The sequence below is a fragment of the Phosphitispora fastidiosa genome, assembly GCF_019008365.1.
In the GTDB taxonomy this organism is placed as follows: Bacteria; Bacillota; Thermincolia; order Thermincolales; family UBA2595; genus Phosphitispora; species Phosphitispora fastidiosa.
The window spans coordinates 45664-68342 of record NZ_JAHHUL010000020.1 but is presented as its reverse complement, the minus strand read 5'-3'; the positions used below and the strand labels follow the sequence as shown (position 1 = coordinate 68342).

Genomic DNA, 22679 nt, shown 5'->3' with positions numbered 1-22679 from the left:
CTGAATCCGGTCCTTCTATTCACCCTGTTCCACCTGATAAACACCCGGTATATCACCGAGCTCATACATTATTTCATTAAGGTCGGTTTTAGGTGGCAGCTTGGTATCAATTTCAAACAATACTTTCTTGTCATCACTCAGCTGTTTCATCTGTAAATTAAGAATAAGGATACCGCGTTCACCGAGGTAGGAGCCAACCCGGCCCAACTGCCCCGGCCTGTTCTCAGCAGTAACCATAAATACCACAACATGTGCCAGCCCGGCAATAAGTTTTTCAACTTTGCCAAGATAAATGAGGGTCAGAAAAACAACTCCTGTTGTTACCAGTGCGGGAAAATAGAACCCGGCGCCAAGAGCAAGACCTACCCCGGCAACAACCCACAGGCTGGCAGCAGTAGTCAGACCCTTAACGGTAGCCCCTTCGCGCATAATCGTCCCAGCGCCCAAAAAGCCAATGCCGCTGACGACCTGTGCGGCTATCCTCCCTGGGTCGATGTTGGTCGCTCCCTTGTACAATTCATACAGATCCAGTGATACCACCATAATCAGAGCAGACCCAACACATACCAGGATATGTGTCCGGAAACCTGCCGATTTGTTCAGGCTTTCACGCTCAAGACCGATCAATCCTCCCAATACCCCTGCCATTATAATTCGGATGATAACCTGTATTTCATCAGTACCCGGCAACGGCCTTCCCCCCTCGGTGTCTGATTAACCCCGTGTAACACACCTGGCAATTTCCCAGTACATTTTAAGTCTGGCCACAAATCCCCGGACAACCCCCATTTTTTCTTCTTTCATAACATGTGTCATATCCCTTAATTCGACTTCGGCTACGGAAATTCCTGCCGTTTTGGCAAATCTCGTCATCGCTACTTCTACCCCGTACCTGGTCAGTTCCAGATTGGATATTTGGCGGAACAACTGACTCTTAACAGCACGCTGTCCTGATAAATACGGCGCAATAAACTGGGCCAGATCAGTAGCCAATCGGCCGTGATCAAATATTCCCACTGTCATTTCAGCCCGCCCCTCAAGAACAGGCAGGAGCAGGTCAACTACATGCATAGGCTGAAGACCAATCAAATCAGCATCCAGAAACAGCACTACATCAGCATCTGTGTTGTTTACCCCCACCATCATGGCGCCACCCTTGCCAAGGTTATGCTCCAGGGTAACCACTTTGACACCCAGTATCCTGGCAATTTCTGCAGTTTTATCTGTGGAACCGTCACTGATAACTATGGTTTCAGCAATAAAGGGCACCTGTTTCACGGCTTCAATAACTTTTCCTATTGTCTGCTCTTCATTATATGCCGGAATTATAACTGCTGCTTTCACAACAGTCCCTCCCCCCGTTAGTGCACTGTTTAATAATTATTCGTATACCTGTTAGATATGCCTGCCTATGCCACAGGCCGTTTCCCTAAGACGAAGGCATTGATTCAGCAAGTTCGTCAGATACAATCTTCCGGATAACTGATACTGCATTGGTGACCGCAACAGTGCGGACATCTCCCGTTCTGCGGTGTTTAATCTCAACTGTGCCCTCTTCAACCGCCTTTGTTCCCACAATGACCCTTAGTGGGAAACCGATCAGGTCGGCATCCTTGAACTTGACCCCCGGCCGCTCGTTCCTGTCATCAATTACTGCTTCCACACCACTGTCATTAAGGGAGTTATAGATTTGCTGCGCCAGTTTAAGCTGCTGTTCGTCTTTAAAGCTGACTGGTACAACCACGGCATGAAAAGGTGCAATAGGCATAGGCCAGATAATTCCGTCCTGATCATGATTTTGTTCTATAGATGCTGCCACCGTGCGGCTTACCCCCACGCCATAGCAACCCATAACCATCAGTTTTTCCCTGCCGTTTTCATCAAGATACCTGGCTCCCATGGCTTCACTGTATTTGGTTCCCAGTTTAAAGACCTGGCCAACCTCTATGCCCCTGGCTTCCAGAAGAATGCCCTCACACCTGGGGCACTTTTCCCCTGCCTTGACCAGCCTGATGTCGGCAATCCGTTCAGGCACAAAATCCCGGCCCGGATTAACATTGATTATGTGTGTATCTGTCTTGTTAGCCCCGGTGATGGTATTTCTCATCTGCATAACTTCACTGTCGGCAATGATACGTATCTCACTTAGTCCCACAGGACCGGCAAACCCCGGGGCAGCCCCGGTAATTTCCCGCACAGTACGCTCATCTGCCATTTCCAGATGCAGTGACCCCAGCAGGTTCTGCAGCTTAATCTCATTAATTTCCCGGTCACCCCGGACAATGGCCGCAATGGTTTCTGCCTCAGTCTGGTAAATAAGTGTTTTCACCAGGCTTTCCGAGTTAACCTTGAGAAACCCGGTAACTTCATCAATAGTCCTGGCCCCAGGTGTACTTATCTCCTGCATTTCCTTCATTTCTTCAGCTATGTTCCCGGAATCCGGAACTGCCTCGGCCTTTTCCACATTAGCAGCATAATTACAGGTGTCACAATATACAATTGCTGCTTCCCCTGAGTCGGCAACAACCATAAATTCATGAGTGCCCCCGCTGCCTCCGATAGCCCCGGGGTCTGCCTCGACCGGCCTGAACTGCAGGCCGCAGCGGGTAAAAATCCTCGCATAGGCATCATACATTTTTTGGTAGCTTACATCAAGGCCCTCTTGATCCCTGTCAAAGGAATAAAGGTCCTTCATGATAAATTCCCTGCCGCGCATCAGACCAAATCGGGGCCTCCGTTCGTCCCGGTACTTGTTTTGAATCTGGTAGAGCAGCAGTGGCAGTTGTTTGTAACTCCTGACATCACCCTTCACCAGATCAGTAATAATTTCCTCATGAGTCGGTCCCAGGGCAAAATCCCTGCCATGCCGGTCTTTCAGCCTAAATAGCTCGTCACCGTAAACATGCCACCTGCCGGATTCCATCCAGAGTTCGGCCGGCTGAATTATGGGGAGCATCAGTTCCTGCCCACCCTTTTTGTCCATTTCTTCCCTGACAATCTGAATTACCTTTTTCATGACCCGGTAACCCAAAGGAAGAAATGTATATACTCCGGAAGCGGCTTTTCTAATCATGCCTGCCCTTAACATTAGAATATGGCTGATTACTTCCGCCTCAGCGGGTACTTCCCTGAGGGTTGGAGCAAAAATCTCAGATATCTTCATAACAACGAACCTCCCTCTGTATTATTCCATTTTTTGGATAGATTTTATTCCAAAAAAAATAATTCATTTCTCAATCCTTATTCACCGGACATTTCACCGATTTCTTTTAACAGTTCCTCAACCAAACGTTCTTCTGGAATCTTCCTGATTACCTGTCCTTTTTTAAATAACAGCCCTGCGCCCCGGCCCCCGGCAATCCCTATATCCGCATCCCTGGCTTCCCCGGGACCATTGACCACACATCCCATGATGGCCACCTTCAATGGCTTTGTAATGTGCTGTATCTTTTTCTCAACCTCTTGGGCAATTTCAATCAAATTGATTTCCGTTCGACCACAGGTTGGGCATGATACTATCACAGGCCCCCTTTGCCGCAGTTCAAGGGATTTCAGTATCTCAAAACCCACCCTGGCCTCTTCTATGGGGTCACCTGTCAGGGAAACTCTTAGAGTATCCCCAATCCCTTGGCTGAGCAGGCTTCCAATTCCCACAGCCGACCTGATGGTCCCGGCCCAGGGAGTTCCTGCTTCAGTTACTCCAATATGTAACGGGTAGTCCACTTCTGCTGATATTCTTTGATATGCTTCAACCATTAGGGGAATGTCAAAAGCCTTTAGGGAAATTTTGATGTCAAAAAAGTTGTTTTCCTCTAAAAGTCTCACATGCTGCAGAGCGCTTTCAACAAGCCCAGCAGGGGTTACCTTACTATATTTTTCGAGGAGGGACTTGTCCAATGAACCCGCATTAACTCCAATCCTAATAGGAATCCGGCGTTCCCTTGCTGCGCTGACAACTTCCCGGACAGGGGCAGGACCGCCAATGTTGCCGGGATTGAGCCGCAGTCCGCTGACTCCGTGGGCAATCGCTTTCAGGGCAAGCTTGTAGTCAAAATGTATATCGGCTATCACCGGCACAGGGCTCAGCCGGGTAATTTCCTGCAATGCATCGGCAGCAGCACCATCCGGTACTGCCACCCTGACTAACTCACAGCCGGCCTCAGCCAGCCCTGTAATTTGCTTAACTGTCGCCCCGGCGTCCCTGGTATCCGTATTGGTCATTGACTGGACCACAATAGGAGCGCCGCCTCCGACAGGCACGTTTCCGATTAGTATCTGCCTGGTTGACCTTCTCTGCAAGGTTCTGCCTCCTAACTAAGCATCTGGACTATGTCCTGATAAGTAATAACTACCATTATAAAGAGCAGGAACATTAACCCTACCATATGGATAAAGTTTTCTTTTGTTTGGTCTACCGGAGTCCCTCTGATTCCTTCCCAGCCCAGGAATACCAGCCTGCTCCCATCCAGAGCAGGTATCGGCAGAAGGTTAAAAAGCCCTATCTGCAGACTTAAAAACCCGGCAATATTCACCAGAAAAATGAATCCCATCTCGGCCGCCTTGCCCAGTTCATAAGTGATTCTGACCGGTCCGCTCAACTGAACAGGCATTTCTTTGGAAATCATTTTACCAATAAATACAAAAGTCAGACTAAGCATTTCATATGTCTTCACAGAACCCTGCTTTAATGACTCAAAAACCCCCGGTTTCCTGGTCTGTGGGGTAATTCCTATTAAGCCCCACTGGGTCTCCGGATCTTTTTCCGGTTTCACCTCAAATACCTTTGTCTCCTGATCCCTTTGAACTTCAATCTGCAGCTGTTTTTCCGGACTGGCGTGAATAACCTGGAGTATATCCTCCCATGTACCAACCCTCTGATCACCAATTCTGGTAATAGTATCTCCCGATTTTATGCCAACCTCTGCGGCAGGCCTGTCAGGAATAACCTGGTCTATTTTGTTTACCGGAACCCCGGAAACCCATATAATTATGGCAAACAGTACCACTGCCAGGACAAAGTTCATCACCGGCCCGGCTGCAATTATGGCCATCCTCTGGAGAACAGTCTTGTTGGCAAAACTTTTTTCAGGAGCCGCCACCACAGCAGCAGCCGAGTCAGCCTGGTTGTTTTCCCCGGCACCCTCAGTATCCCCTGACTCCCGCCGGTCCTCTTCAGGATCCATTCCAGCCATACGCACAAACCCGCCTAAGGGGACAGCCCGGAGGTTATAAGCTGTTTCCCCTTTCCGAAATCCAACCAGCCGTGGTCCAAACCCAATACTGAATTCATAGACCTGAACCCCAACAAGTTTGGCCACCGTAAAATGTCCCATTTCATGAACCAGTACAAGCACTCCAAAAACCAGAATCGCATATGGAATATATATTAACCAGTCCGGCATTTTTTTCACCCTCTAATCTTATTTTTATTATTACCATTTATTTAGTCTTGAGCATCATTTTACCGGCTGCAGACTGAGCTTCTTCGCGAGCCCAAATATCACTCCTAAGAATGTCATCCAGTCCGGGACTCTGCACAGGTGTATGATTGGCCATAACGTTTTCAATCAATAACGGGATATCTAAAAAACCAATCTGCCCATTTAAAAACATCTCTACAGCCTTTTCATTGGCGGCATTCAAGACTGCAGGCATTGTCCCCCCCTGCCTCCCAGCCTCATATGCCAAACCGAGACAGGAAAATATCTCTGGACGCGGCGCTGTAAAAGACAATTGCCCAACTGCCGCCAGGTCAAGCTTGGGAAAACCGGATTCCGGCCTTTCGGGATATGTGAGTGCATATTGTATCGGCAGCTTCATATCAGGTAAGCCCATTTGGGCCAGCACCGATCCATCGGTAAACTCAACCATGGAATGGACAATACTCTGGGGATGTATCAGTACATCTATGTCCTGCAGTTCCACATCAAAAAGCCACCTGGCCTCGATTACCTCAAGTCCCTTATTCATCATTGTTGCCGAATCAACAGTAATCTTGCGTCCCATGGACCAGTTGGGATGTTTTAGGGCATCTGCAACAGTAACACTTCGCAGCCGGCTGGGAGACCAGTCCCGGAAAGGCCCGCCTGAAGCAGTAAGAATAATCCTGCTAACCCGGGAACGCTCCTCACCATTGAGACACTGAAAAATCGCCGAGTGCTCACTGTCTACCGGTAAAATACTGACACCTTTTTGTTGTGCCAATTTCATCACAATTTCCCCGGCAGCAACCAGAGTCTCCTTATTGGCCAAGGCAATATCTTTTCCGGCATTGATTGCCTCTATAGTCGGCAGCAGCCCCAGAGTACCCGTAATTGATGTCACCACGACATCTGTCCCTGCCATACGGGCTATCTCTGACATCCCCTGAACGCCTGAAACAATTTCAATATCTGACGGAATTAGGCTTCTAAATCGCGGAATATCATCATCTGTCCCAACACTCACAATTTTGGGGCGATACTTATTAACCTGTGCAGCCAGCTTTTGCAAACTGCTGCCTGCAGCCAGCCCTATTACCTGAAAACTGTCGGGAAACCTGTCTAATACTTCAAGCGTCTGGGTCCCTATAGATCCGGTGCTGCCAAGTACAACGATGTTTTTCATTATATCTTCTCCTATATGATACTATACTATAATGTCAAGTTAAACCCAAAATGATTCCGGTTTCCTGGAAACATTCCCGTTCAACTTTTCCAACGCAGCAAACCGGCCGAACCGCAGGCCTTCAGTGCAATCACAAACAGAGGACCGGCGATTACCCCAAGAGGTCCCATAAGCTGGAGGCCTACATACATGCTGACAAGGGTTGCCAAAGGGTGCAGGCCAATAGAATTGGAAACAATTTTGGTCTCCAGTACCTGCCTTACAATTATGACAAGGGCATAAAGGACAGTGAGTTTAATGGCAAACACCGTATCCCCGGTAATAAACTCCCATATAATCCAAGGCAGATATATAGCGGTCGGCCCCAAGACCGGGATAATATCGGCAAACCCGATAACCAGCGCCATAATCAAGGCATATGGTGCGCCAATCAGGTGAAGGCCGATAAGGGTCTGCAGAAAAGTGAGCATAACAAGCACCAGAATTGCTCTGATATAACTGATTACAGCATAAAAAATATCCTTAACCACATCAAGAATCTTGCGGCCATATGGCTCCGGTATCACCCTCAGCCAAAAATCAATCAAAATAACTTTATCTTTGGCCATAAAATATGTGGCTATACCACTGATGATTATCAGCAAAATAAATGTAGGGACAGATGAAATCAGGTTCAGCAGAGCATTGAGCAAGGTACCGGTTACTTTTTCGGCCCTGCCCAGTATAGAATCCAGGCTGTAATCAGCGCCAGTTACTTTCTCATTGATGAATTCCGTAACATCACCCGGTAAGGCCAGGTAATAGGCCTCGGCCTTACTCTGAAGAGATGAAATCACTGATTTAATATTATGAATATAATCAGGTAAAAATGCCGTTAAATGAACAAGTTCAACAATTAACCTGGTGATAACGGCAGTAACCACCAGACCGGCGCCGCCAAATACTACCAGCATTGCCGTGCTAACAGCGGCTGTTCTGGGGAACCGCAGCCTGTTCTGAAAGAAATCTATCAGAGGGTCTATAAAAAAGGTCAGGAACAGGGCTAAAATAAATGGCGCCAGTATGGGAGCGACATAGAGTCCCAAAAGGTAGGCCACTGCTGTTCCCAGCAATATGATAATCACAGTTTTGGCAAAGTCCTTCAAGGTAAGTCCACCTTTAAGAAAAAATAAAGATTTTCAAATAAAAATAAACAACGGACGCTGTTATCAGCATACTGTCAAACCTGTCAAGAATGCCTCCGTGGCCAGGAATTATTCTTCCGGAATCCTTTTGCCCGGCCAATCGTTTCAGCGCTGATTCCACCAGGTCACCAACCTGGCCCAAAACTCCAACAAGGAGTCCGATAAGGATATAATGTATGAGTGCAAAATGAGCAGTGACTGCCCAGAAAGCGGCAGCTGTGGCCACACTTCCTGCAATACCGCCTATTGAGCCTTCAATTGTCTTATTGGGACTCAGTGCCGGGGCCAGCTTTGTTTTGCCCACCGCGCTGCCGGTAAAATATGCAAAGGTATCGGTACTCCAGGTTGTCAGCATCATCAGAAGCACTAAATAGAAGCCGCCCGGCAGCTCTCTGAGGGCAATTATATGGGTTAATTGCCAACCGGCATATAAAGAAACAAATACCGTCACAGCCAGTTCAGTAATGTTAACCCGGGGATATAACCACACAAGACGAATAAATACAGCCAACATCACCAGCAGCAGAGTGACACCCAGTAAACCCTTACTCTCAAAACCGGCATTAATTACAAATATAAGTCCTCCCCAAAAAGCGCCTGGCATCCAGACATTTATTCCGGTTTTTTTAAGAAGAGAGCCTGTTTCATGGATACCCAGCAATGCAAGAATCAAAACAGCCAATAACAAAGGCAAGCCGCCATACCATACGAGGCAGACAGCAACGGGGATACCAATTGCAGCGCTTAAAACTCTGTATAATAGCATGTTATCAAGATCACCGGCCTCATTTTTTACTATGATGAAGTCCGCCAAACCTTCGCTGGCGGTTTTGATAATCAATCACAGCTTCCAGTAAATGCTTTCTGCGGAAATCCGGCCAAAGGACAGGACAATACCAAAATTCGGCATAAGCCGCCTGCCATAGCAGAAAGTTGCTTATCCGCTGCTCTCCTGAAGGCCGGATCAACAGGTCAGGGTCCGGCATACCGGCAGTGTAAAGATATTTGGAAATTATGTTCTCGTCGATATCATCGGGGTTTAAGACCCCGGCTGAAGCATCTCTGCCTATCTGCTTCACGGCTTCAGTTATCTCATTCCGGCCTCCGTAATTCAGGGCCAGGTTCAGAGTAAGTCCGGTATTCTGAGAGGTTTCTGCTGCGGCCACTTCCAAGGCATCCCGTGCCTTAGCCGGAAGCTCATCAATTCTCCCGATGGTTTTCACCCTGACATTGTTATGATGCAGTTCCTTAAGCTCCTTATTGAGATATTCTACCAGAAGATCCATCAGAGTAGTAACTTCCTCTGCCGGTCTCTTCCAGTTTTCCGTAGAAAAGGCGTATACAGTCAGAAAACCCACCCCAAGAGACGAGCATGTTTTCACAATTTCTCTTAGTGATTCGACACCGGCCCGGTGTCCCAATGCCCTTGGCAGCCCGCGCCGGGTAGCCCAGCGCCCGTTCCCATCCATAATGATGGCAATATGTACAGGCATTTTGTCAGAATCAAGTGACTTATATAAATCCTCCACTTCTGGGGAATTATTTTTATGTTTGCCCAATCTCAAAACGCTTAGCCATTCGCGCACCATTTGGCAGCCTCCCCGGCTTTACAGGAATTATTAAGATATATTATACCATTAATTACTACTATTTTATATTTTTATTACATCTTTTTGTTAATATGAAACAAACCCCCTCTTAATTGAGGGGGTTTAGCTGACTAACCTTCAACAATTGCTCCTGTGGGGCAAGCTTCAGCGCAAGCGCCGCAGTCAACGCACTCATCAGCATTAATTACATAAATATCACCTTCGGAAATGGCGCCATTGGGGCATGTATCCATGCATGTACCGCAAGCTACACATTCATCAGTAATTTTATAGGCCATGTATTACACCTCCTTTCCATAATCCTGATATGTAATGATAACCTGTAGTCCACCTCTCTCATCTGGAGAAAGGCGCACTACTCGGGCTATTCCAACAGGTTCGGCTGATTTCCGCGGTGGTTTTAAAACTACTATTTCATCAACTTCATAGCCGCAACCGGTAATCACATCTAATGCCTCATCCAGCACAAAACCTATCACATCAGGCAGCTCCATATATATCCCTCAATCCTGTTATAATTAGACCTCCATAATTTCTTTTTCTTTGTTTGAAAGTACTTGGTCAATTTCTTTTACCCAGCTGTCTGTTAGCTTTTGAACCTCTTCATGTCCCCTCTTTCCGTCGTCTTCTGAAATTTCTCCTTCTTTTTCGAAAGACTTCAGGTTATCATTAGCGTCTCTCCGAATATTCCGCACAGCTACCCTGGCCTCTTCAGCCTTTTTCTTAACCATCTTGACCAGTTCATTCCTTCTTTCCTGAGTTAGCTGTGGAATTGCCAGTCTGATAATTGAGCCGTCATTATTGGGAGTCAGCCCAAGGTCAGACTTTTGGATGGCCTTTTCAATAGCGCTGATGACGTTTTTGTCCCAAGGCTGGATAACCAGCAGCCGCGGCTCAGGAACAGAGATATTTGCCATTTGGTTGATGGGAGTAGGAACACCGTAGTAATCGACAACTATTTTGTCCAGCAGGGCCGGAGCAGCCCGCCCAGCTCTCAAAGAAGCAAGGTCCTTGCGTAATGCGTCAATGGCTTTTTTCATCCTTTCTTCAGCTTCACTGACTACCTCTTTAATCACTTTAATTCACCCCCGACAAATGTACCAATATTTTCCCCCATCACAACACGTTTTATATTCCCGCTTTGATTGAGGTTAAATACTATAATAGGAATCATATTGTCCATACACAAGGAGGTTGCGGTTGAATCCATAACCCCAAGTCCCTTGTTAAGGACTTCAATGTAAGACAGTCTATCATACCTTTTAGCATTTGGGTTTTTGACAGGATCAGAATCATAAACCCCGTCCACCTGCTTCGCCATCAGGATAGCATCAGCCTCTATTTCGGCAGCCCTTAAGGCTGCAGTTGTATCAGTAGAGAAATAGGGGTTACCGGTTCCCGCACCGAAAATTACCACCCGGCCCTTTTCAAGATGCCTGATGGCACGACGGCGAATATACGGTTCTGCAACTTCACGCATTTCTATGGCAGTAAGTACTCTGGTGTCAACCTCCAGTTTTTCCAGGGCATCCTGCAAAGCCAGTGAGTTCATTACAGTTGCCATCATGCCCATGTAATCTGCGGTAGCCCTATCCATTCCCTTGGTACTGCCTGCAATACCACGCCAGAAATTGCCACCTCCGACAACAATGGTAACCTGCACTTTGTGGGAGATAATGTCCTTAATCTGCTCTGCTATTGAAAAGACAGTATCCGGATCTATTCCGAATCCTTTCTGACCGGCTAAGGCTTCCCCGCTCAATTTCAGGACCACTCTTGTATATTTGGGCTTATCCATGTAGTTGTTTACCTCCCATTTCTCTGAATAATGTTCTACACAACAGCAAAAAATCCTTTTGGGAAATATTTTTTTTTTTAAAAGGTTGCCACCTTTAAAAAAAGAGAACACCGAGAGTGTTCTCTTTTTTTGATAGGCTCAAGCTTTCCCAGGCTAGGATTTTTTCTGCATGGCAGCAACCTCTGCCGCCAAATCGTTTTCTCTCTTTTCAAGCCCTTCGCCCATTTCAAAACGGATAAAACGAGCTACCTTAACCTGTTTTTGCTCAAGCATCTGCTTTACACTTAAATCAGTATCTTTTATAAAAGGCTGTTCTACCAGGCAGTTTTCCTTGTAGAATTTCTCTATCCTGCCCATAACAATCTTTTCAGCGATATTTTCCGATTTACCTTCGTTCATAGCCTGAACTTTAAGAATCTCTTTTTCTTTTTCAATTACATCTGCAGCAACCTGGTCACGGGTTGCATAATCAGGTTTGGATGCAGCAACCTGCATAGCCACATCTTTGGCAACTTCACCGAGGTTATCCGAATTACCTGAAAGCTCGACCAGGACGCCAATACGTCCCACACCGTGGATATATGCTTCTACAAAACCATCGGGTGCCTCAAATGATGCGAAACGGCGAATAGATATATTTTCTCCGATTTTGGCAACCTTTTCGGTAAGCATTTCACTAACAGTACTTTGGCCAGCCTTAACTTGAAGAAGTCCATCCACATCTGTCGGATTATTGTGTAAAATTACATCAGCAACTTCATCCACAAATGCTTTGAATTCATCTGTCTTGGCTACAAAATCCGTTTCACAGTTTACTTCCAGAAGAACAGCCTTTTTGTTACCGGAAGCCACTTTTGCCGAAACCAGCCCCTCAGCGGCAATACGCCCTGATTTCTTGGCTGCAGCGGCAAGGCCTTTTTCACGCAAGAATTCAATTGCCTTTTCCATGTCGCCCCCAGTTTCGGCCAAGGCTTTTTTACAGTCCATCATCCCTGCCCCGGTGCGTTCCCGCAACTCTTTAACCATTGCAGCAGTAACCATTTTAATTAATCCTCCTTAAAAATAAGGGTGACTAGGGCTCCTCAAAAACCCTGGTCACCCTGATTTGTTTTATGCTTCCATTACTTCAGCCTGAGCTTCAGCTTCAGCCTCGGCTTCAGCTTGTTTATCCTTACTTAGATTAATCCCTTCAATAACTGCATCTGCCATCTTGGAAGTCAGTAACCTAACTGCCCTGATTGCATCATCATTCCCGGGAATTACTAAGTCAATCTCATCGGGATCACAGTTAGTATCAACTATCGCAATAATAGGAATCCCAAGCTTTCTTGCTTCTGCCACTGCGATGCGCTCTTTACGCGGGTCAATAATAAACAGGGCGCTGGGAAGTCTTTTCATTTCCTTAATACCGCCAAGAAACTTTTCCAGTTTCTCTTTTTCATGCAGTAAAACAGCTACTTCTTTTTTGGGAAGTACGGTAAAGATCCCGTCAGCCTCCATCTTTTCCAGTTCATGAAGGCGGTCAATCCGCCTTTTGATGGTTTGGAAATTGGTCAGTGTTCCCCCAAGCCAGCGCTGATTTACGAAGAACATCCCACAACGGGTTGCTTCTTCTCTGACAGCCTCCTGAGCCTGCTTCTTGGTTCCCACAAACATGATGCTTTTGCCTTCTAAAGCTAACTGTCTGACAAAATTATAGGCTTCGTCAACCTTCTTAACAGTACGCTGCAGATCGATGATATAAATCCCGTTCCGGTCGGTAAAAATGTACTCCGCCATTTTCGGGTTCCACCTGCGTGTCTGGTGTCCAAAGTGAACTCCGGCTTCCAGAAGTTGTTTCATGGAAATTACAGCCATTGGAGTCACCTCCTCTCTTATTGGTTTTTTCCTCCGTTCCTTTCATCTTCTGCAGAGCCGGTATTAACCCGGCACCACTGCAAAAATCCGGAAACGTGTGTATTTTACACCGTTTGATATTGTAGCACATATTTCAGTCAAGTGCAACTATATTATTGCAATCAATGGAAATTTTTATACAGGAAGCCTTAATTTCCTCAGACTGCTGATAAAAGTATTGGTTTTGTATTATAAAAATATTATTGAGACAGGGGTAGATGTGTTCCGGCAGGCGGATGTCGTCCGTCCGGCCCACGACCCGCGAAGCGGGAGTGGAAGCCGGCGGAGACGTCGGGGGTCCCCCCAAACCGTCGAAACGGCGGCCTTTCCAAAAGGCCGGGGTTTCGGTAACGGATTGGGGGCCCCGCCAGAGGAACATATCTGCCCCTGTCTAAAATATAGTTTGATATATTCAAAATCAGTGCCCTTTGTCAGCAGCCTAAAGAATTGTTACCTCCCTGTTAAAATTTTCAGGATCTCCTCCATATCTCCATCACAAGGCAGGTCAAAGGTTCCGGTTCGGAACCTGCGGTGAGCGCCCTTATCGGTTACCAGTTGGTAAAACTGACTTCTGTCTGTAACTACGCCCTGTTCTTCAAGCATTCGGGAAATCTCTTCCGACCCGGTTCCCGGCCTTATCACAAACTTCACAAATTTTGTGTTTTCAGGCGGATTTGACTCTTCGGTTTTAACAGGTTCTTTTGCAGCATCATTAACAGGGGTTTTTACCGGAATCCCCGGCACTTTATCAGTTTCTTTATCAGTTTCTTTTTCAGCGTGGACCATGCCTAGCTGGGCTGCCCGTTCCATAATCTCACTGTCGGTTAATTTATCCGCACCGGAGAAATTAACTATAAGCGCACTTAGTAAAAACCCCAGTCCTATACCAAGCAGGAAATCCTTCCTGAATATACTAAGCATTTAATTCTTCACCTTTTCTTTTTATCTGGAGAATCAGGCTTACTTCACCTTTTCCTATATTCATCTGTCTGGCAATCTCGTCCTCAGGGTAACCCAGCCGTTCCATGGCATAAACCATCTGGTGTTTTGCAGGTAATTGATTAAGACCCGGTCTGGCAGTATCGGCTGTATCATCCGCAGGTAATGCGGAAGTCCGCGGAAACATAATAGTATTATTTATTTTTTTTGTCATCACAGAAGCAGGTCCGGAATTCACTCCAAGAGACCTTGACTTTGCCGCAAAAGCTTCACCTTCATCTGCCTTATTGGCATCACCTGTATCCGCCTTATTGGCATCACCTGTATCTGCTTCAAGGGCAACACCTGTATCTGTCTCACTGACTTCACCTGAATTCAAATCCTTGAGGAGCTCGGCTTCCTCAATACCGGCTGAGATATCTGTAACAACTTTTTCAGAGACATTTTCCAACTGGTCCAAAAGTATTTCCACATCACTCCTGGCCAGCCGTAGATCTTCCTTTAATTGTCTGTATTCCTGAATTTCCTGCTGCCTAATAACATCACAAACCCGCCCCCTCCAAACAGCGAGGGCAATAAATATTACTCCCAAAAATATGAACAGGTAAACCAAAATCTCACACCCTTAATGCAAATTCACACAACAAAAATTATACCTTGATGTCAAAAAGCTTGCCCCTGTCAGGGTCTTTTAACTCTTCCTGTTTTTCCTGTTCCCGACCGCCCTGGCGGCGTTTTTTGCCTTCGCCATCGTGACTGGCAGCCTTTTCCTCAGTATCTTGCTCGATTTTCTGGCCATCAGGTTTCTCGGAATTGTGAACCTTTTGCTTCTGTATCTCCATCTGTTTCTGGAATTGTGCAGCCATTTGCTGCTGCTGTGTCTGGTCCTGCTGATTCTGGATAGGCTGGTTGCGGTTAACTTCGGAAACCTTCGGCAGAAGAACCTGCATATCGACCGGACGCAGGGTCATATTCTCCCACCACCTGTCTCTATTTATATGGGTTAATTTTTATCTCTCCCATAACATTGGTCAGGGTCACAAACGGCAGGTCATCATATGCCTGCATCGTTGCCGAGCCAATAGTAACTTTAACCCCCGGATGCATAACGCCATGGACCTTGATACGTCCCCGTTCAGACTGCTGTATCTGTGCTTCGATATCTACAAGGCAGTTTTTGAGTTCTTCAAGTTCCCGGATGAGCTCCCCCTGAACTTTGGCAACCCTGGCAAGTATAGCTTTTTTATCTTCAGGAAGAGTCCCCTGGGTCTGCTCCAGGTACTTTAATAATTTAACGGCCTTTTCTGCCTTGTCAAGGTCAACTTCCTTAGCCTGCTTCTCTTTTAAAAGAAATGAATACCTGCGCCGCAGGTCAGGATTGACCCCTGTTTCCAGCTCCGTTGCCGTGGCCATGGGAGAGCCTACGTTTTTACAGTTTATTTCCTCACCGGCTCTGATAAGTCCGCCGACTATTACCCCTTTGCCTGCAACCACAACAGACTTCCGGGCGTGAACTCTGCTGTGCATAATCGCTTCTCCGATTATTACATCCATTCCCGAGTCCAGTACCGTGTTTTCAATAAATCTGGTAAAAACGCTCCCTCCAGCCTTTATCCTGGACTTGCTTCTGCCAACTATGCCGTTTTTCACCTTAAGGGCGCCTGTGCATTCAACAATCCCGTCACTTATGTTGCCCATTACCTCGACATCACCGTCAGCAACAACTTTAAAGCCTTCCCTGATGCTGCCTTTAACAACTACGGTGCCGCTAAACTCAACGTTTCCGGTATTAAAGTCCACATCACCGTTAATTTCGTATATTCCGGAAACACTTATCTTATTTCCGGCTATTACCACATGACCCTTAGCAGCAGCTACAGCAGTATTATTGTCATCAGTAAGTTCCACATTCTTCCCAATGGCTAGCTGAACATCCTTCCCCGGTTTGGGAGGCAGCTCTTCACCAGTAACGGTATGCCCTGGGGTTCCAGGCTGGGCAGGTTTTTTAACAGCAAGTACTTCACCTGGTTCAACATTCTGGATCAGGTGCAGGTTATAAAAATCCACCCTGCCATCCATAAGCTCTTCCGGTTTGCCAGGATTTGCAGGATTAATCTTATACTCAATGACGGCACTTTCCCCATCAACAGGTTCAGAGCCTGCGGCAACTGTCAGGACTTCCCCCACCTGGCCGAATTGGAGAGCAGAATCAATTATATATTCCATTACTCCGTAAACCACATGGTTATCCTTAAGAGCCTTTTGAATATCCTCTCTGGTAACCGGTTTACCCCTGCCCCGGTGAGGGTAAACCGTCAGGTATGCCTCCATCTTGTTCTTACTGATTTCGACAACTATATACCCGTCTTCTGCCAGTTCTCCCTGATGAGGTGCAATTAATTCAGGAGTGCCCTTCATTTCATTAACTATTTGCTGAACCTTTCTGTTATCAATATTTCGGACAGCACGCAGTTCCAGTTCCCTAAGAACCTGGTCTGAATTTATTGCGGAACCGCTGCTGCCGGGAGGGGTAACAGTCAGGTACACGCCATCAGGCTTAAATTGCAGGTGCATATTACCATTCTCCAGTACATCATTAGCTACATCCTCGGCCTTTTCAAGAATCTTCTCCATATCCTGCTGGGTCAGATTTTTTAAACTATCGTCAGTCATATGGTTTCCTCCGTTTTAGTCAAAGATCTTTTTTTTCACCCTGCTTAAGCGGCCGCGAAGCCGCAGAACAGCTTTAGTATGTAACTGTGATATTCTGGATTCGGTGACACCAAGCACTTTACCAATTTCTTTTAGTGTCAGCCCCTCATAATAATATAGCGCAATAACAAGCTTCTCCCTTTCAGGAAGTTTATTAATAGCATCAGTTAAAGCCAGTTTTCTTTCTTCAAACATAACCATTGAAACAGGATCAACAGCGTTCTCATCCTCAATAGTTTCGATAACCCTGACCGAATTACCTCCATCCCTGTCGAATTTCCATATCTCGTCAAGGGATAAAAAGGAAGTAAAACTGGTTTCCATTAGCAGCTGAACAAATTGCTGTTTATTTATACTAAGGGTATCACAAATTTCCTCATCTGTTGCTGCCCTGCCAAGCTTGCCTTCTAGTCGGGAATATGCATATTCAAGCTCTTTGGCCTTTTGCCGTATTGAATAAGGAACCCAATCCATAGACCTTAAACCATCCCAAACAGATCCCCGAATCCGGGCTATGGCATAAGTCTCAAACTTAATGTTGCGTTCAGGCTCAAATTTTTCTATTGCATCGATCAGCCCAAATATCCCGTAGCTTATCAGGTCATCCTGCTGTACACTCGGCGGAAGGGAAATTGCCATCCGGCCTGCCACATACTTAACCAGTCCTACATAATAAAGAATCAACTGCTCCCGGGCAGAAATATCATTATGATTTTTATAGCGCTCCCATAACAGGCCTGTCTCATTTGCAGCAACTGAAGGGTTCATAAAAACCTCCTACCGGGTTTTAACCATCATAACCCATTTTCTTAACTATTTCTGCCACTCTCTCAGGGTCGTCGTTGATAACTCTCTCCAAATCAGGGTCAATCTGTTTTGCTGTAATTGGGGAAAAACCTTTAGGTTCTTCCGAATCTGAAACCGTGAGATCCAGCTGCCCGCCCACATAGTCGTTCTGTGGAGAAGAACTGTCCGCTATGTCTGCTATAGGCAAGGCATACCTGCCGATTACCTTGAAAAGGGCCCAGAGCAATACTGAAAACAACAATCCTGCCATAAAGGCCCGGCCCAGACCGGCTTTAAGGGTTACGCCAGATAGTAATCCAATCAACAGTATCACAAAAAAAACTCCGATAAATGCCAACCCAAAAACCCTATTATTTCCCGAAAACACTTAAGGTCCCCCTTAAATAAACTTCTCCCCCAAATTTATAGTCCTGACATACAGCTTGCCATTTTCAGAGAAAAATTCAATGGTCCTGCCGTAACTTCCGCCTGTATCTTCAGCAAGCAGGTGTATCCTGGCTGACTGTAATGCGGCCTTTACCGCTTCAACATTCCGTTCGCCAATTTTCATGATGTCATTGGAACTGTAGAACGAAAACATCTGGGCGCCGCCTGCAATCTTAGCAACCAGGCGAGACTCATTTGCACCGTTTTTTCGCATTTCGTTAATCAGCAGAGGAACAGCTGTATCAGCGAATTTTGCATCATTGGCGGTCTTCCCCAGAGAACTGGAAGGCAGCATAATATGGGCCATACCGGAAACCTTTTTAACCGGGTCCCATAAGCAAATACCCACACATGAGCCAAGGCCGCAAGTCTGTAAAATATCCGGGAACACTGCAACATTAAGGTCCGCCATTCCTATTTTGATTATGTTTCCCACTAGCCCTTCACCCCTATCGCCTCCATAATTTTTTCCAGCGAATCGGCCTCAGGCAGCAAAAAGAAGTGACCGGTAACCTTTCCTTCAATTTCACTGAAAACCGTTTCCATCAGGAGGGCATGATCTCCGGCAATACCAATCCTGGCCAGCACTGTGTTCAATATAGCGCCTGCCATATCAATCGCTAAGGCGGGCACAGAAGGCACAAATTCCAGGCTTGTAAAGCTAGACAGGGAATTTAAGTATGCGCCGGAAACAATATTACCTACCTCGGCAAGGGCAGACATGCCAACTTCATCCAGATCTTCATCCTGACCGTATTTTCTGTCCATAAGGTAACCCGCCAAGGTCTTGGCACAATCAACCGGAAACATAAACAGAATATTGCAGGGGGCCAGTCCGCTAATAGTCGTGAAAACTCCGGCGACAAGTTTTTCGGCGCCACCTACCGCATCAGGCATCTGGGAAAATGGCAGAACACTAATAGCCGGAACAGACATTCCTATTTTACGCCCCATAAGCTGAGATAAAGCGGTAGCGCCGTTTCCGGCGCCAATGGTGCCGATTTCCCTGAAAGCGTCCAATTGTATTTCACTAAGGTTCTCATATAGAGACATCAAAGTACCCCCCTTCCTGAGGAAACAGAATCATTGATTTCAAAAATTCTTTCCAGATTGAGCATTATCAGCAGCCGACTGCCCAGCTTGCCGATTCCGGAAAAAAACTCAGTATTAGCGCCGCTTACACCGGAAGGAGGAGTTTCCACCGCCTGCGCGGGAAGCCAGATTACCTCGGAAACACTGTCCACCAAAATACCGACCATTTCATTGTTCCGGTTGATGACAATTATTCTGGCAGCTTCTCCAGGGGCCCTGGATGGTAAACCAAACCTTTTCCGCAGATCCATTACCGGAATAACCATCCCCCTGAGATTAATTACCCCGGAAATATATGGAGATGCATAAGGCACTCTGGTTGTCTCAAGTACCCTGATTATCTCTTGAACTCTCTTGATTTCGATTGCATATTCCTCGCCTTCAACTGTGCAGGCAACTACCTGTATTCCAGTTTCCATAACCTGTTCCCCCTTTTAAAACAGCCCTGCCACATCAATTATCAGTGACACCTGCCCATTTCCAAGGATAGTGGCCCCGGACACAACAGAAATATTGCCCAATAGCTTACCCAGGGGCTTAATCACTATCTCCTGCTGCCCAATCAGGGTGTCGACCAAAAGCCCTACTCTTTTCTCACCGTTTTTGACGACAACAATATTAATCTCCTCATCCTTGGGCAAAGCAGTGGGCTGTACCTGCAGGACTTCGTTAAGCCTAATCAGGGGCAGTACCCCACCTCTCAGGAGAATAACCTCCTGGTCCTGTATTTTATTTACCTGTTCAGGCATGACACTGGTAGTCTCAGCTATAAAACTCAGGGGTATGGCATAAGTCTCATCTTCAATCAACACCAGCAGTGCCTGAATTATAGCCAGTGTAAGGGGCAGCTGGATTTTAAATCTGGTCCCGCGCCCAGAACTACTCTCAATATTAATACTGCCGCTCAAAGCCTCAATCTTGTTTTTGACAACATCCATGCCCACACCGCGTCCGGAGATGTCGGTTATTTTTTCGGCGGTACTAAACCCAGGCCGCAAAACAAGCCTGACCGCTTCAGCATCGCTTAGTTCAGCCGCACCTTCAGCATCAAGAATACCCTTTTCAATGGCTTTTTGTTTAAGGGCTTCAGGATTAAGTCCCTTGCCATCATCCTCCACCTCAATAACAACATTATTGCCTTCATGGCGGGCTGACAACAGAACCCGGCCCTGTTCCGGCTTTTGGGCAGCAGCCCGCAAATCGGGTTCCTCTATTCCATGGTCAACAGCGTTCCTCAGCAGGTGTACCAGAGGGTCACCAACTTCATCTATAACAGTGCGATCCAGTTCTGTCTCTTTGCCTTCAATTATCAGTTCTATTTCCTTGCCCAGTTCTTTGGCCAAATCCCTTACCATCCTGGGGAAACGGCTGAATACGGTGTCGATTGGCACCATTCTGACCTTCATAACCACATTCTGCAGATCAGTGGTTATTCTGTCCATCTGTTCAAGCGTTTCAGCCAGGTCCGGGAGTTGATTCACCTTCCCTATCTGCTCTATCCGTGTTTTGTTTATTACCAGCTCGCCAACCAAATTAATCAAATTATCAAGCTTTGTAGTATCAACCCGCACAGTCTGGCTGGCTTTCGCCTTTGCGGGAATGGCCCGAGTTGCTCCCAAATCACGTTTATCGTTAATGTCCAATGACTTGTCCTGCTGCAGAGACTGTGATTTTAAAACCTGGGTTTCAGCCCGGCCGGCAGGTGAGCCTGTTGAGAAAACCTGGGAAATGACCGTAATGTCCGGCTCCATAACCTCAGTTATGCAAACCAGCCCCTTTCTCACGGTTTCCTGTGGTTCTATGGATATCAGAATAATTTCAAAACCCGTGTCAAACTTTTCTTCCTCAATATCCTGGACAGGCGGTATACTTTTTATTATTTCGCCAATAGCCTCCATATTCTTGAATATCATAAAGGCTCTGGCAGACTTCATCACACAGCGCGGGTCAATGGAAACTACAATGTGATAACATTGAAACCCCTGATCAATAGCTTGTTTAATCAGGTTCTTTTCATATTCGTTAAAGTCTATTGATGTTACGATATTCTGTCCAGTGACTGCGCTCCCTGCAGGAACGCCCGGTGAGAGCCCCGTCTCAGGGCTCATGCTCCCAGACGGCTTACCGGCCTGACTTTCCGGATCATTAAGGTTTTTTAATTCGATCAGGAGGTCTTCAACAGCTAAATCGCCTTCTCCGCCTCCAGCTATGTCATTAATCATACTGTCGAGGGAATCAACACATTTAAAAAGCAGGTCTACGATTCCGGAAGCAGAGCACAGCTCGCCGTTCCTGAGTTTATGCAAAACATTCTCCATGTTGTGGGTAAGCTCTGCAACCTGGTTAAACCCCATTGTTGCAGACATGCCCTTTAATGTATGTGCAGACCTGAAAATCTCGTCCAGAATTGCCCGGTTTTCAGGCGAACCTTCCAAATCGAGAAGGGCTTCATTAAGTTTTTGCAAATGCTCCTGAGCTTCTTCCAGAAACATGCCCCTGTATTGTGTCATGTCCATTGCCTTCACCTCCAGCATGTCAGTCATTTTTTAAATATTATTCATAATCTCCTGTGCAATCCGGTATATCGGCGCTACAATATCAACACACCTGTTCTCAATTGCCGCCCTGGGCATCCCGTAGATTACACAGGTTGACTCATCTTCTACAATTGTACAGCCATTTCTTTCCCTGATCTTTTTTAACCCGGCCACCCCATCCTGTCCCATTCCGGTAAGCAGTACCCCCAGGAGAGGCACACTGCACTCAACCAGTGAGTCCATCATCAGATCAATAGAAGGTCTTAGTCCATCCACAGGTGGTTCATCACTCAGGGTTATATAAAAACGGTCATCAAGCCGCTTGATTTTCATATGCCGGTCACCAGGGGCAATTAAAGCCCTCCCGGCAATTAGTTCATCGCCATCCCTGGCCTCTGAAACCTCAAACTCAGAAATACTGTTAAGGCGCTGTGCCAACGATTCCGTAAAACCCGGCGACATATGCTGAGTCACAGCTATTGCAGCCGGTAAGTTTTGGGGCAGCTGTGAGAAGACAGCCTGGAGCGCTCTTGGACCTCCGGTAGATGCCCCAATGGCAACTATTCGCAGCGGAGTCTTTCCAGCAGCGGATTGGCTTTCAATTTTAACCTTCCTGCCATAATCTGCATTCCATTGCGAAGCTGCACTGCGAATTGACCTTATATCGGCCCGGGCTGCAGCTTTTACTTTCAGGATCAGTTCATCCTTGACCTTGTCCAGGTCAAGAGAAATATTACCCGAAGGTTTGGCCACAAAATCCAAAGCCCCAAGTTCAAGAGCCTTTATTGTGGCCTCTGCTCCCACCCTGGTCCTGTTGCTCAGCATAATTACCGGCACAGGGCATTTTACCATGATTTCATTAAGCGCTGTAAGGCCGTCCATTTCAGGCATCTCAATATCCAGGGTAATAACATCAGGTCTCAATTCCGATACCTTTTTTAGGGCTTCAACACCATTAACTGCTGTTGCTACTACCTCAAGGGTGTCATCACTATGTAAAATGTCAGTGATAAATCTCCGCATAAATGAAGAATCATCTACAACAAGAACCCGATGTCTTCCACTCATCAAG

Annotated in this window: 26 protein-coding genes; all 26 read right to left on the bottom strand. The window is 46.6% G+C overall.

Features of this window, described 5'->3' with window-relative positions; translation table 11 throughout:
* Positions 1-15 precede the first annotated feature (15 nt).
* Positions 16-690 carry an MgtC/SapB family protein gene (locus Ga0451573_RS16055; RefSeq protein ID WP_231685168.1) on the bottom strand — a complete coding sequence of 225 codons (675 nt, stop codon included), beginning with the start codon at positions 688-690 and terminating at the stop codon, positions 16-18.
* Between the two features lie 24 nt (positions 691-714).
* On the bottom strand, positions 715-1344 hold the full coding sequence (locus tag Ga0451573_RS16050) for a glycosyltransferase family 2 protein (RefSeq protein WP_231685167.1): 630 nt from the start codon (positions 1342-1344) through the stop codon (positions 715-717).
* Between the two features lie 85 nt (positions 1345-1429).
* On the bottom strand, positions 1430-3163 hold the full coding sequence (locus tag Ga0451573_RS16045) for a proline--tRNA ligase (protein WP_231685166.1): 1734 nt from the start codon (positions 3161-3163) through the stop codon (positions 1430-1432).
* Between the two features lie 77 nt (positions 3164-3240).
* Positions 3241-4299, bottom strand: coding sequence for a flavodoxin-dependent (E)-4-hydroxy-3-methylbut-2-enyl-diphosphate synthase (ispG, locus tag Ga0451573_RS16040; RefSeq protein WP_231685165.1), 1059 nt, complete (start codon positions 4297-4299; stop codon positions 3241-3243).
* An 11-nt stretch (positions 4300-4310) separates the two neighbouring features.
* On the bottom strand, positions 4311-5402 hold the full coding sequence (gene rseP, locus Ga0451573_RS16035; protein WP_231685164.1) for an RIP metalloprotease RseP: 1092 nt from the start codon (positions 5400-5402) through the stop codon (positions 4311-4313).
* A gap of 37 nt (positions 5403-5439) precedes the next feature.
* On the bottom strand, positions 5440-6606 hold the full coding sequence (locus Ga0451573_RS16030) for a 1-deoxy-D-xylulose-5-phosphate reductoisomerase (protein WP_269438341.1): 1167 nt from the start codon (positions 6604-6606) through the stop codon (positions 5440-5442).
* An 80-nt stretch (positions 6607-6686) separates the two neighbouring features.
* On the bottom strand, positions 6687-7751 hold the full coding sequence (ytvI, locus tag Ga0451573_RS16025) for a sporulation integral membrane protein YtvI (protein WP_231685163.1): 1065 nt from the start codon (positions 7749-7751) through the stop codon (positions 6687-6689).
* Between the two features lie 13 nt (positions 7752-7764).
* Positions 7765-8631: a phosphatidate cytidylyltransferase gene (locus Ga0451573_RS16020; RefSeq protein ID WP_231685162.1), complete on the bottom strand. Its 867-nt coding sequence runs from the start codon at positions 8629-8631 to the stop codon at positions 7765-7767.
* Positions 8576-9379, bottom strand: coding sequence for an undecaprenyl pyrophosphate synthase (uppS, locus tag Ga0451573_RS16015; protein ID WP_231685161.1), 804 nt, complete (start codon positions 9377-9379; stop codon positions 8576-8578). Before uppS ends, Ga0451573_RS16020 begins: the two co-directional genes overlap by 56 nt.
* A gap of 131 nt (positions 9380-9510) precedes the next feature.
* Positions 9511-9678 carry a 4Fe-4S ferredoxin gene (gene fdxA, locus Ga0451573_RS16010; protein WP_231685160.1) on the bottom strand — a complete coding sequence of 56 codons (168 nt, stop codon included), beginning with the start codon at positions 9676-9678 and terminating at the stop codon, positions 9511-9513.
* Between the two features lie 3 nt (positions 9679-9681).
* Entirely contained in the window at positions 9682-9894 is a 213-nt protein-coding gene (locus Ga0451573_RS16005; RefSeq protein ID WP_231685159.1) for a hypothetical protein, read from the bottom strand.
* A 24-nt stretch (positions 9895-9918) separates the two neighbouring features.
* Positions 9919-10476 carry a ribosome recycling factor gene (gene frr / locus Ga0451573_RS16000; RefSeq protein ID WP_231685158.1) on the bottom strand — a complete coding sequence of 186 codons (558 nt, stop codon included), beginning with the start codon at positions 10474-10476 and terminating at the stop codon, positions 9919-9921.
* Positions 10473-11198 (bottom strand): UMP kinase, encoded by a 726-nt coding sequence (gene pyrH / locus Ga0451573_RS15995; RefSeq protein ID WP_231685157.1) that lies wholly within the window; start codon positions 11196-11198, stop codon positions 10473-10475. The genes frr and pyrH overlap by 4 nt, the downstream gene beginning before the upstream one ends.
* A gap of 153 nt (positions 11199-11351) precedes the next feature.
* Positions 11352-12239, bottom strand: coding sequence for a translation elongation factor Ts (gene tsf, locus Ga0451573_RS15990; protein WP_231685156.1), 888 nt, complete (start codon positions 12237-12239; stop codon positions 11352-11354).
* A gap of 69 nt (positions 12240-12308) precedes the next feature.
* Complete coding sequence (rpsB, locus tag Ga0451573_RS15985) at positions 12309-13055, bottom strand: 30S ribosomal protein S2 (protein ID WP_231685155.1); 747 nt, start codon at positions 13053-13055, stop codon at positions 12309-12311.
* A gap of 489 nt (positions 13056-13544) precedes the next feature.
* On the bottom strand, positions 13545-14015 hold the full coding sequence (locus tag Ga0451573_RS15980) for a hypothetical protein (protein WP_231685154.1): 471 nt from the start codon (positions 14013-14015) through the stop codon (positions 13545-13547).
* Positions 14008-14646: a hypothetical protein gene (locus tag Ga0451573_RS15975; protein WP_231685153.1), complete on the bottom strand. Its 639-nt coding sequence runs from the start codon at positions 14644-14646 to the stop codon at positions 14008-14010. The genes Ga0451573_RS15980 and Ga0451573_RS15975 overlap by 8 nt, the downstream gene beginning before the upstream one ends.
* A gap of 37 nt (positions 14647-14683) precedes the next feature.
* Positions 14684-15004, bottom strand: coding sequence for a hypothetical protein (locus Ga0451573_RS15970; RefSeq protein WP_231685152.1), 321 nt, complete (start codon positions 15002-15004; stop codon positions 14684-14686).
* Positions 15005-15023: 19 nt separating this feature from the next.
* Entirely contained in the window at positions 15024-16706 is a 1683-nt protein-coding gene (locus tag Ga0451573_RS15965) for a FapA family protein (protein ID WP_231685151.1), read from the bottom strand.
* 15 nt (positions 16707-16721) lie between these two features.
* Positions 16722-17513: an RNA polymerase sigma factor WhiG gene (gene whiG, locus Ga0451573_RS15960; RefSeq protein ID WP_231685150.1), complete on the bottom strand. Its 792-nt coding sequence runs from the start codon at positions 17511-17513 to the stop codon at positions 16722-16724.
* Positions 17514-17532: 19 nt separating this feature from the next.
* Positions 17533-17919, bottom strand: coding sequence for a hypothetical protein (locus tag Ga0451573_RS15955; RefSeq protein WP_231685149.1), 387 nt, complete (start codon positions 17917-17919; stop codon positions 17533-17535).
* Between the two features lie 12 nt (positions 17920-17931).
* Entirely contained in the window at positions 17932-18414 is a 483-nt protein-coding gene (locus tag Ga0451573_RS15950) for a chemotaxis protein CheD (RefSeq protein WP_331459435.1), read from the bottom strand.
* Positions 18414-19031: a chemotaxis protein CheC gene (locus Ga0451573_RS15945; protein WP_231685148.1), complete on the bottom strand. Its 618-nt coding sequence runs from the start codon at positions 19029-19031 to the stop codon at positions 18414-18416. Before Ga0451573_RS15945 ends, Ga0451573_RS15950 begins: the two co-directional genes overlap by 1 nt.
* On the bottom strand, positions 19031-19489 hold the full coding sequence (locus Ga0451573_RS15940) for a chemotaxis protein CheW (protein WP_231685147.1): 459 nt from the start codon (positions 19487-19489) through the stop codon (positions 19031-19033). The genes Ga0451573_RS15945 and Ga0451573_RS15940 overlap by 1 nt, the downstream gene beginning before the upstream one ends.
* A 15-nt stretch (positions 19490-19504) precedes the next feature.
* The gene (locus tag Ga0451573_RS15935) at positions 19505-21586 is read right to left on the bottom strand and encodes a chemotaxis protein CheA (protein ID WP_231685146.1); all 2082 of its coding nucleotides are present in this window, start codon (positions 21584-21586) and stop codon (positions 19505-19507) included.
* A 30-nt stretch (positions 21587-21616) separates the two neighbouring features.
* A complete protein-coding gene (locus Ga0451573_RS15930) occupies positions 21617-22675 on the bottom strand; it encodes a protein-glutamate methylesterase/protein-glutamine glutaminase (protein WP_231685145.1) in 1059 nt (352 codons plus the stop codon).
* Between the last annotated feature and the right edge of the window lie 4 nt (positions 22676-22679).

Coding starts and splice junctions, on each gene's coding strand:
- Ga0451573_RS16045 (WP_231685166.1), bottom strand. CDS start 3,163: ATGAAGATATCTGAGATTTTTGCTCCAACCCTCAGGGAAGTACCCGCT.
- rseP (WP_231685164.1), bottom strand. CDS start 5,402: ATGCCGGACTGGTTAATATATATTCCATATGCGATTCTGGTTTTTGGA.
- Ga0451573_RS16030 (WP_269438341.1), bottom strand. CDS start 6,606: ATGAAAAACATCGTTGTACTTGGCAGCACCGGATCTATAGGGACCCAG.
- uppS (WP_231685161.1), bottom strand. CDS start 9,379: ATGGTGCGCGAATGGCTAAGCGTTTTGAGATTGGGCAAACATAAAAAT.
- fdxA (WP_231685160.1), bottom strand. CDS start 9,678: ATGGCCTATAAAATTACTGATGAATGTGTAGCTTGCGGTACATGCATG.
- Ga0451573_RS16005 (WP_231685159.1), bottom strand. CDS start 9,894: ATGGAGCTGCCTGATGTGATAGGTTTTGTGCTGGATGAGGCATTAGAT.
- pyrH (WP_231685157.1), bottom strand. CDS start 11,198: ATGGATAAGCCCAAATATACAAGAGTGGTCCTGAAATTGAGCGGGGAA.
- tsf (WP_231685156.1), bottom strand. CDS start 12,239: ATGGTTACTGCTGCAATGGTTAAAGAGTTGCGGGAACGCACCGGGGCA.
- rpsB (WP_231685155.1), bottom strand. CDS start 13,055: ATGGCTGTAATTTCCATGAAACAACTTCTGGAAGCCGGAGTTCACTTT.
- Ga0451573_RS15980 (WP_231685154.1), bottom strand. CDS start 14,015: ATGCTTAGTATATTCAGGAAGGATTTCCTGCTTGGTATAGGACTGGGG.
- Ga0451573_RS15970 (WP_231685152.1), bottom strand. CDS start 15,004: ATGACCCTGCGTCCGGTCGATATGCAGGTTCTTCTGCCGAAGGTTTCC.
- Ga0451573_RS15965 (WP_231685151.1), bottom strand. CDS start 16,706: ATGACTGACGATAGTTTAAAAAATCTGACCCAGCAGGATATGGAGAAG.
- whiG (WP_231685150.1), bottom strand. CDS start 17,513: ATGAACCCTTCAGTTGCTGCAAATGAGACAGGCCTGTTATGGGAGCGC.
- Ga0451573_RS15945 (WP_231685148.1), bottom strand. CDS start 19,031: ATGTCTCTATATGAGAACCTTAGTGAAATACAATTGGACGCTTTCAGG.
- Ga0451573_RS15940 (WP_231685147.1), bottom strand. CDS start 19,489: ATGGAAACTGGAATACAGGTAGTTGCCTGCACAGTTGAAGGCGAGGAA.
- Ga0451573_RS15935 (WP_231685146.1), bottom strand. CDS start 21,586: ATGGACATGACACAATACAGGGGCATGTTTCTGGAAGAAGCTCAGGAG.
- Ga0451573_RS15930 (WP_231685145.1), bottom strand. CDS start 22,675: ATGAGTGGAAGACATCGGGTTCTTGTTGTAGATGATTCTTCATTTATG.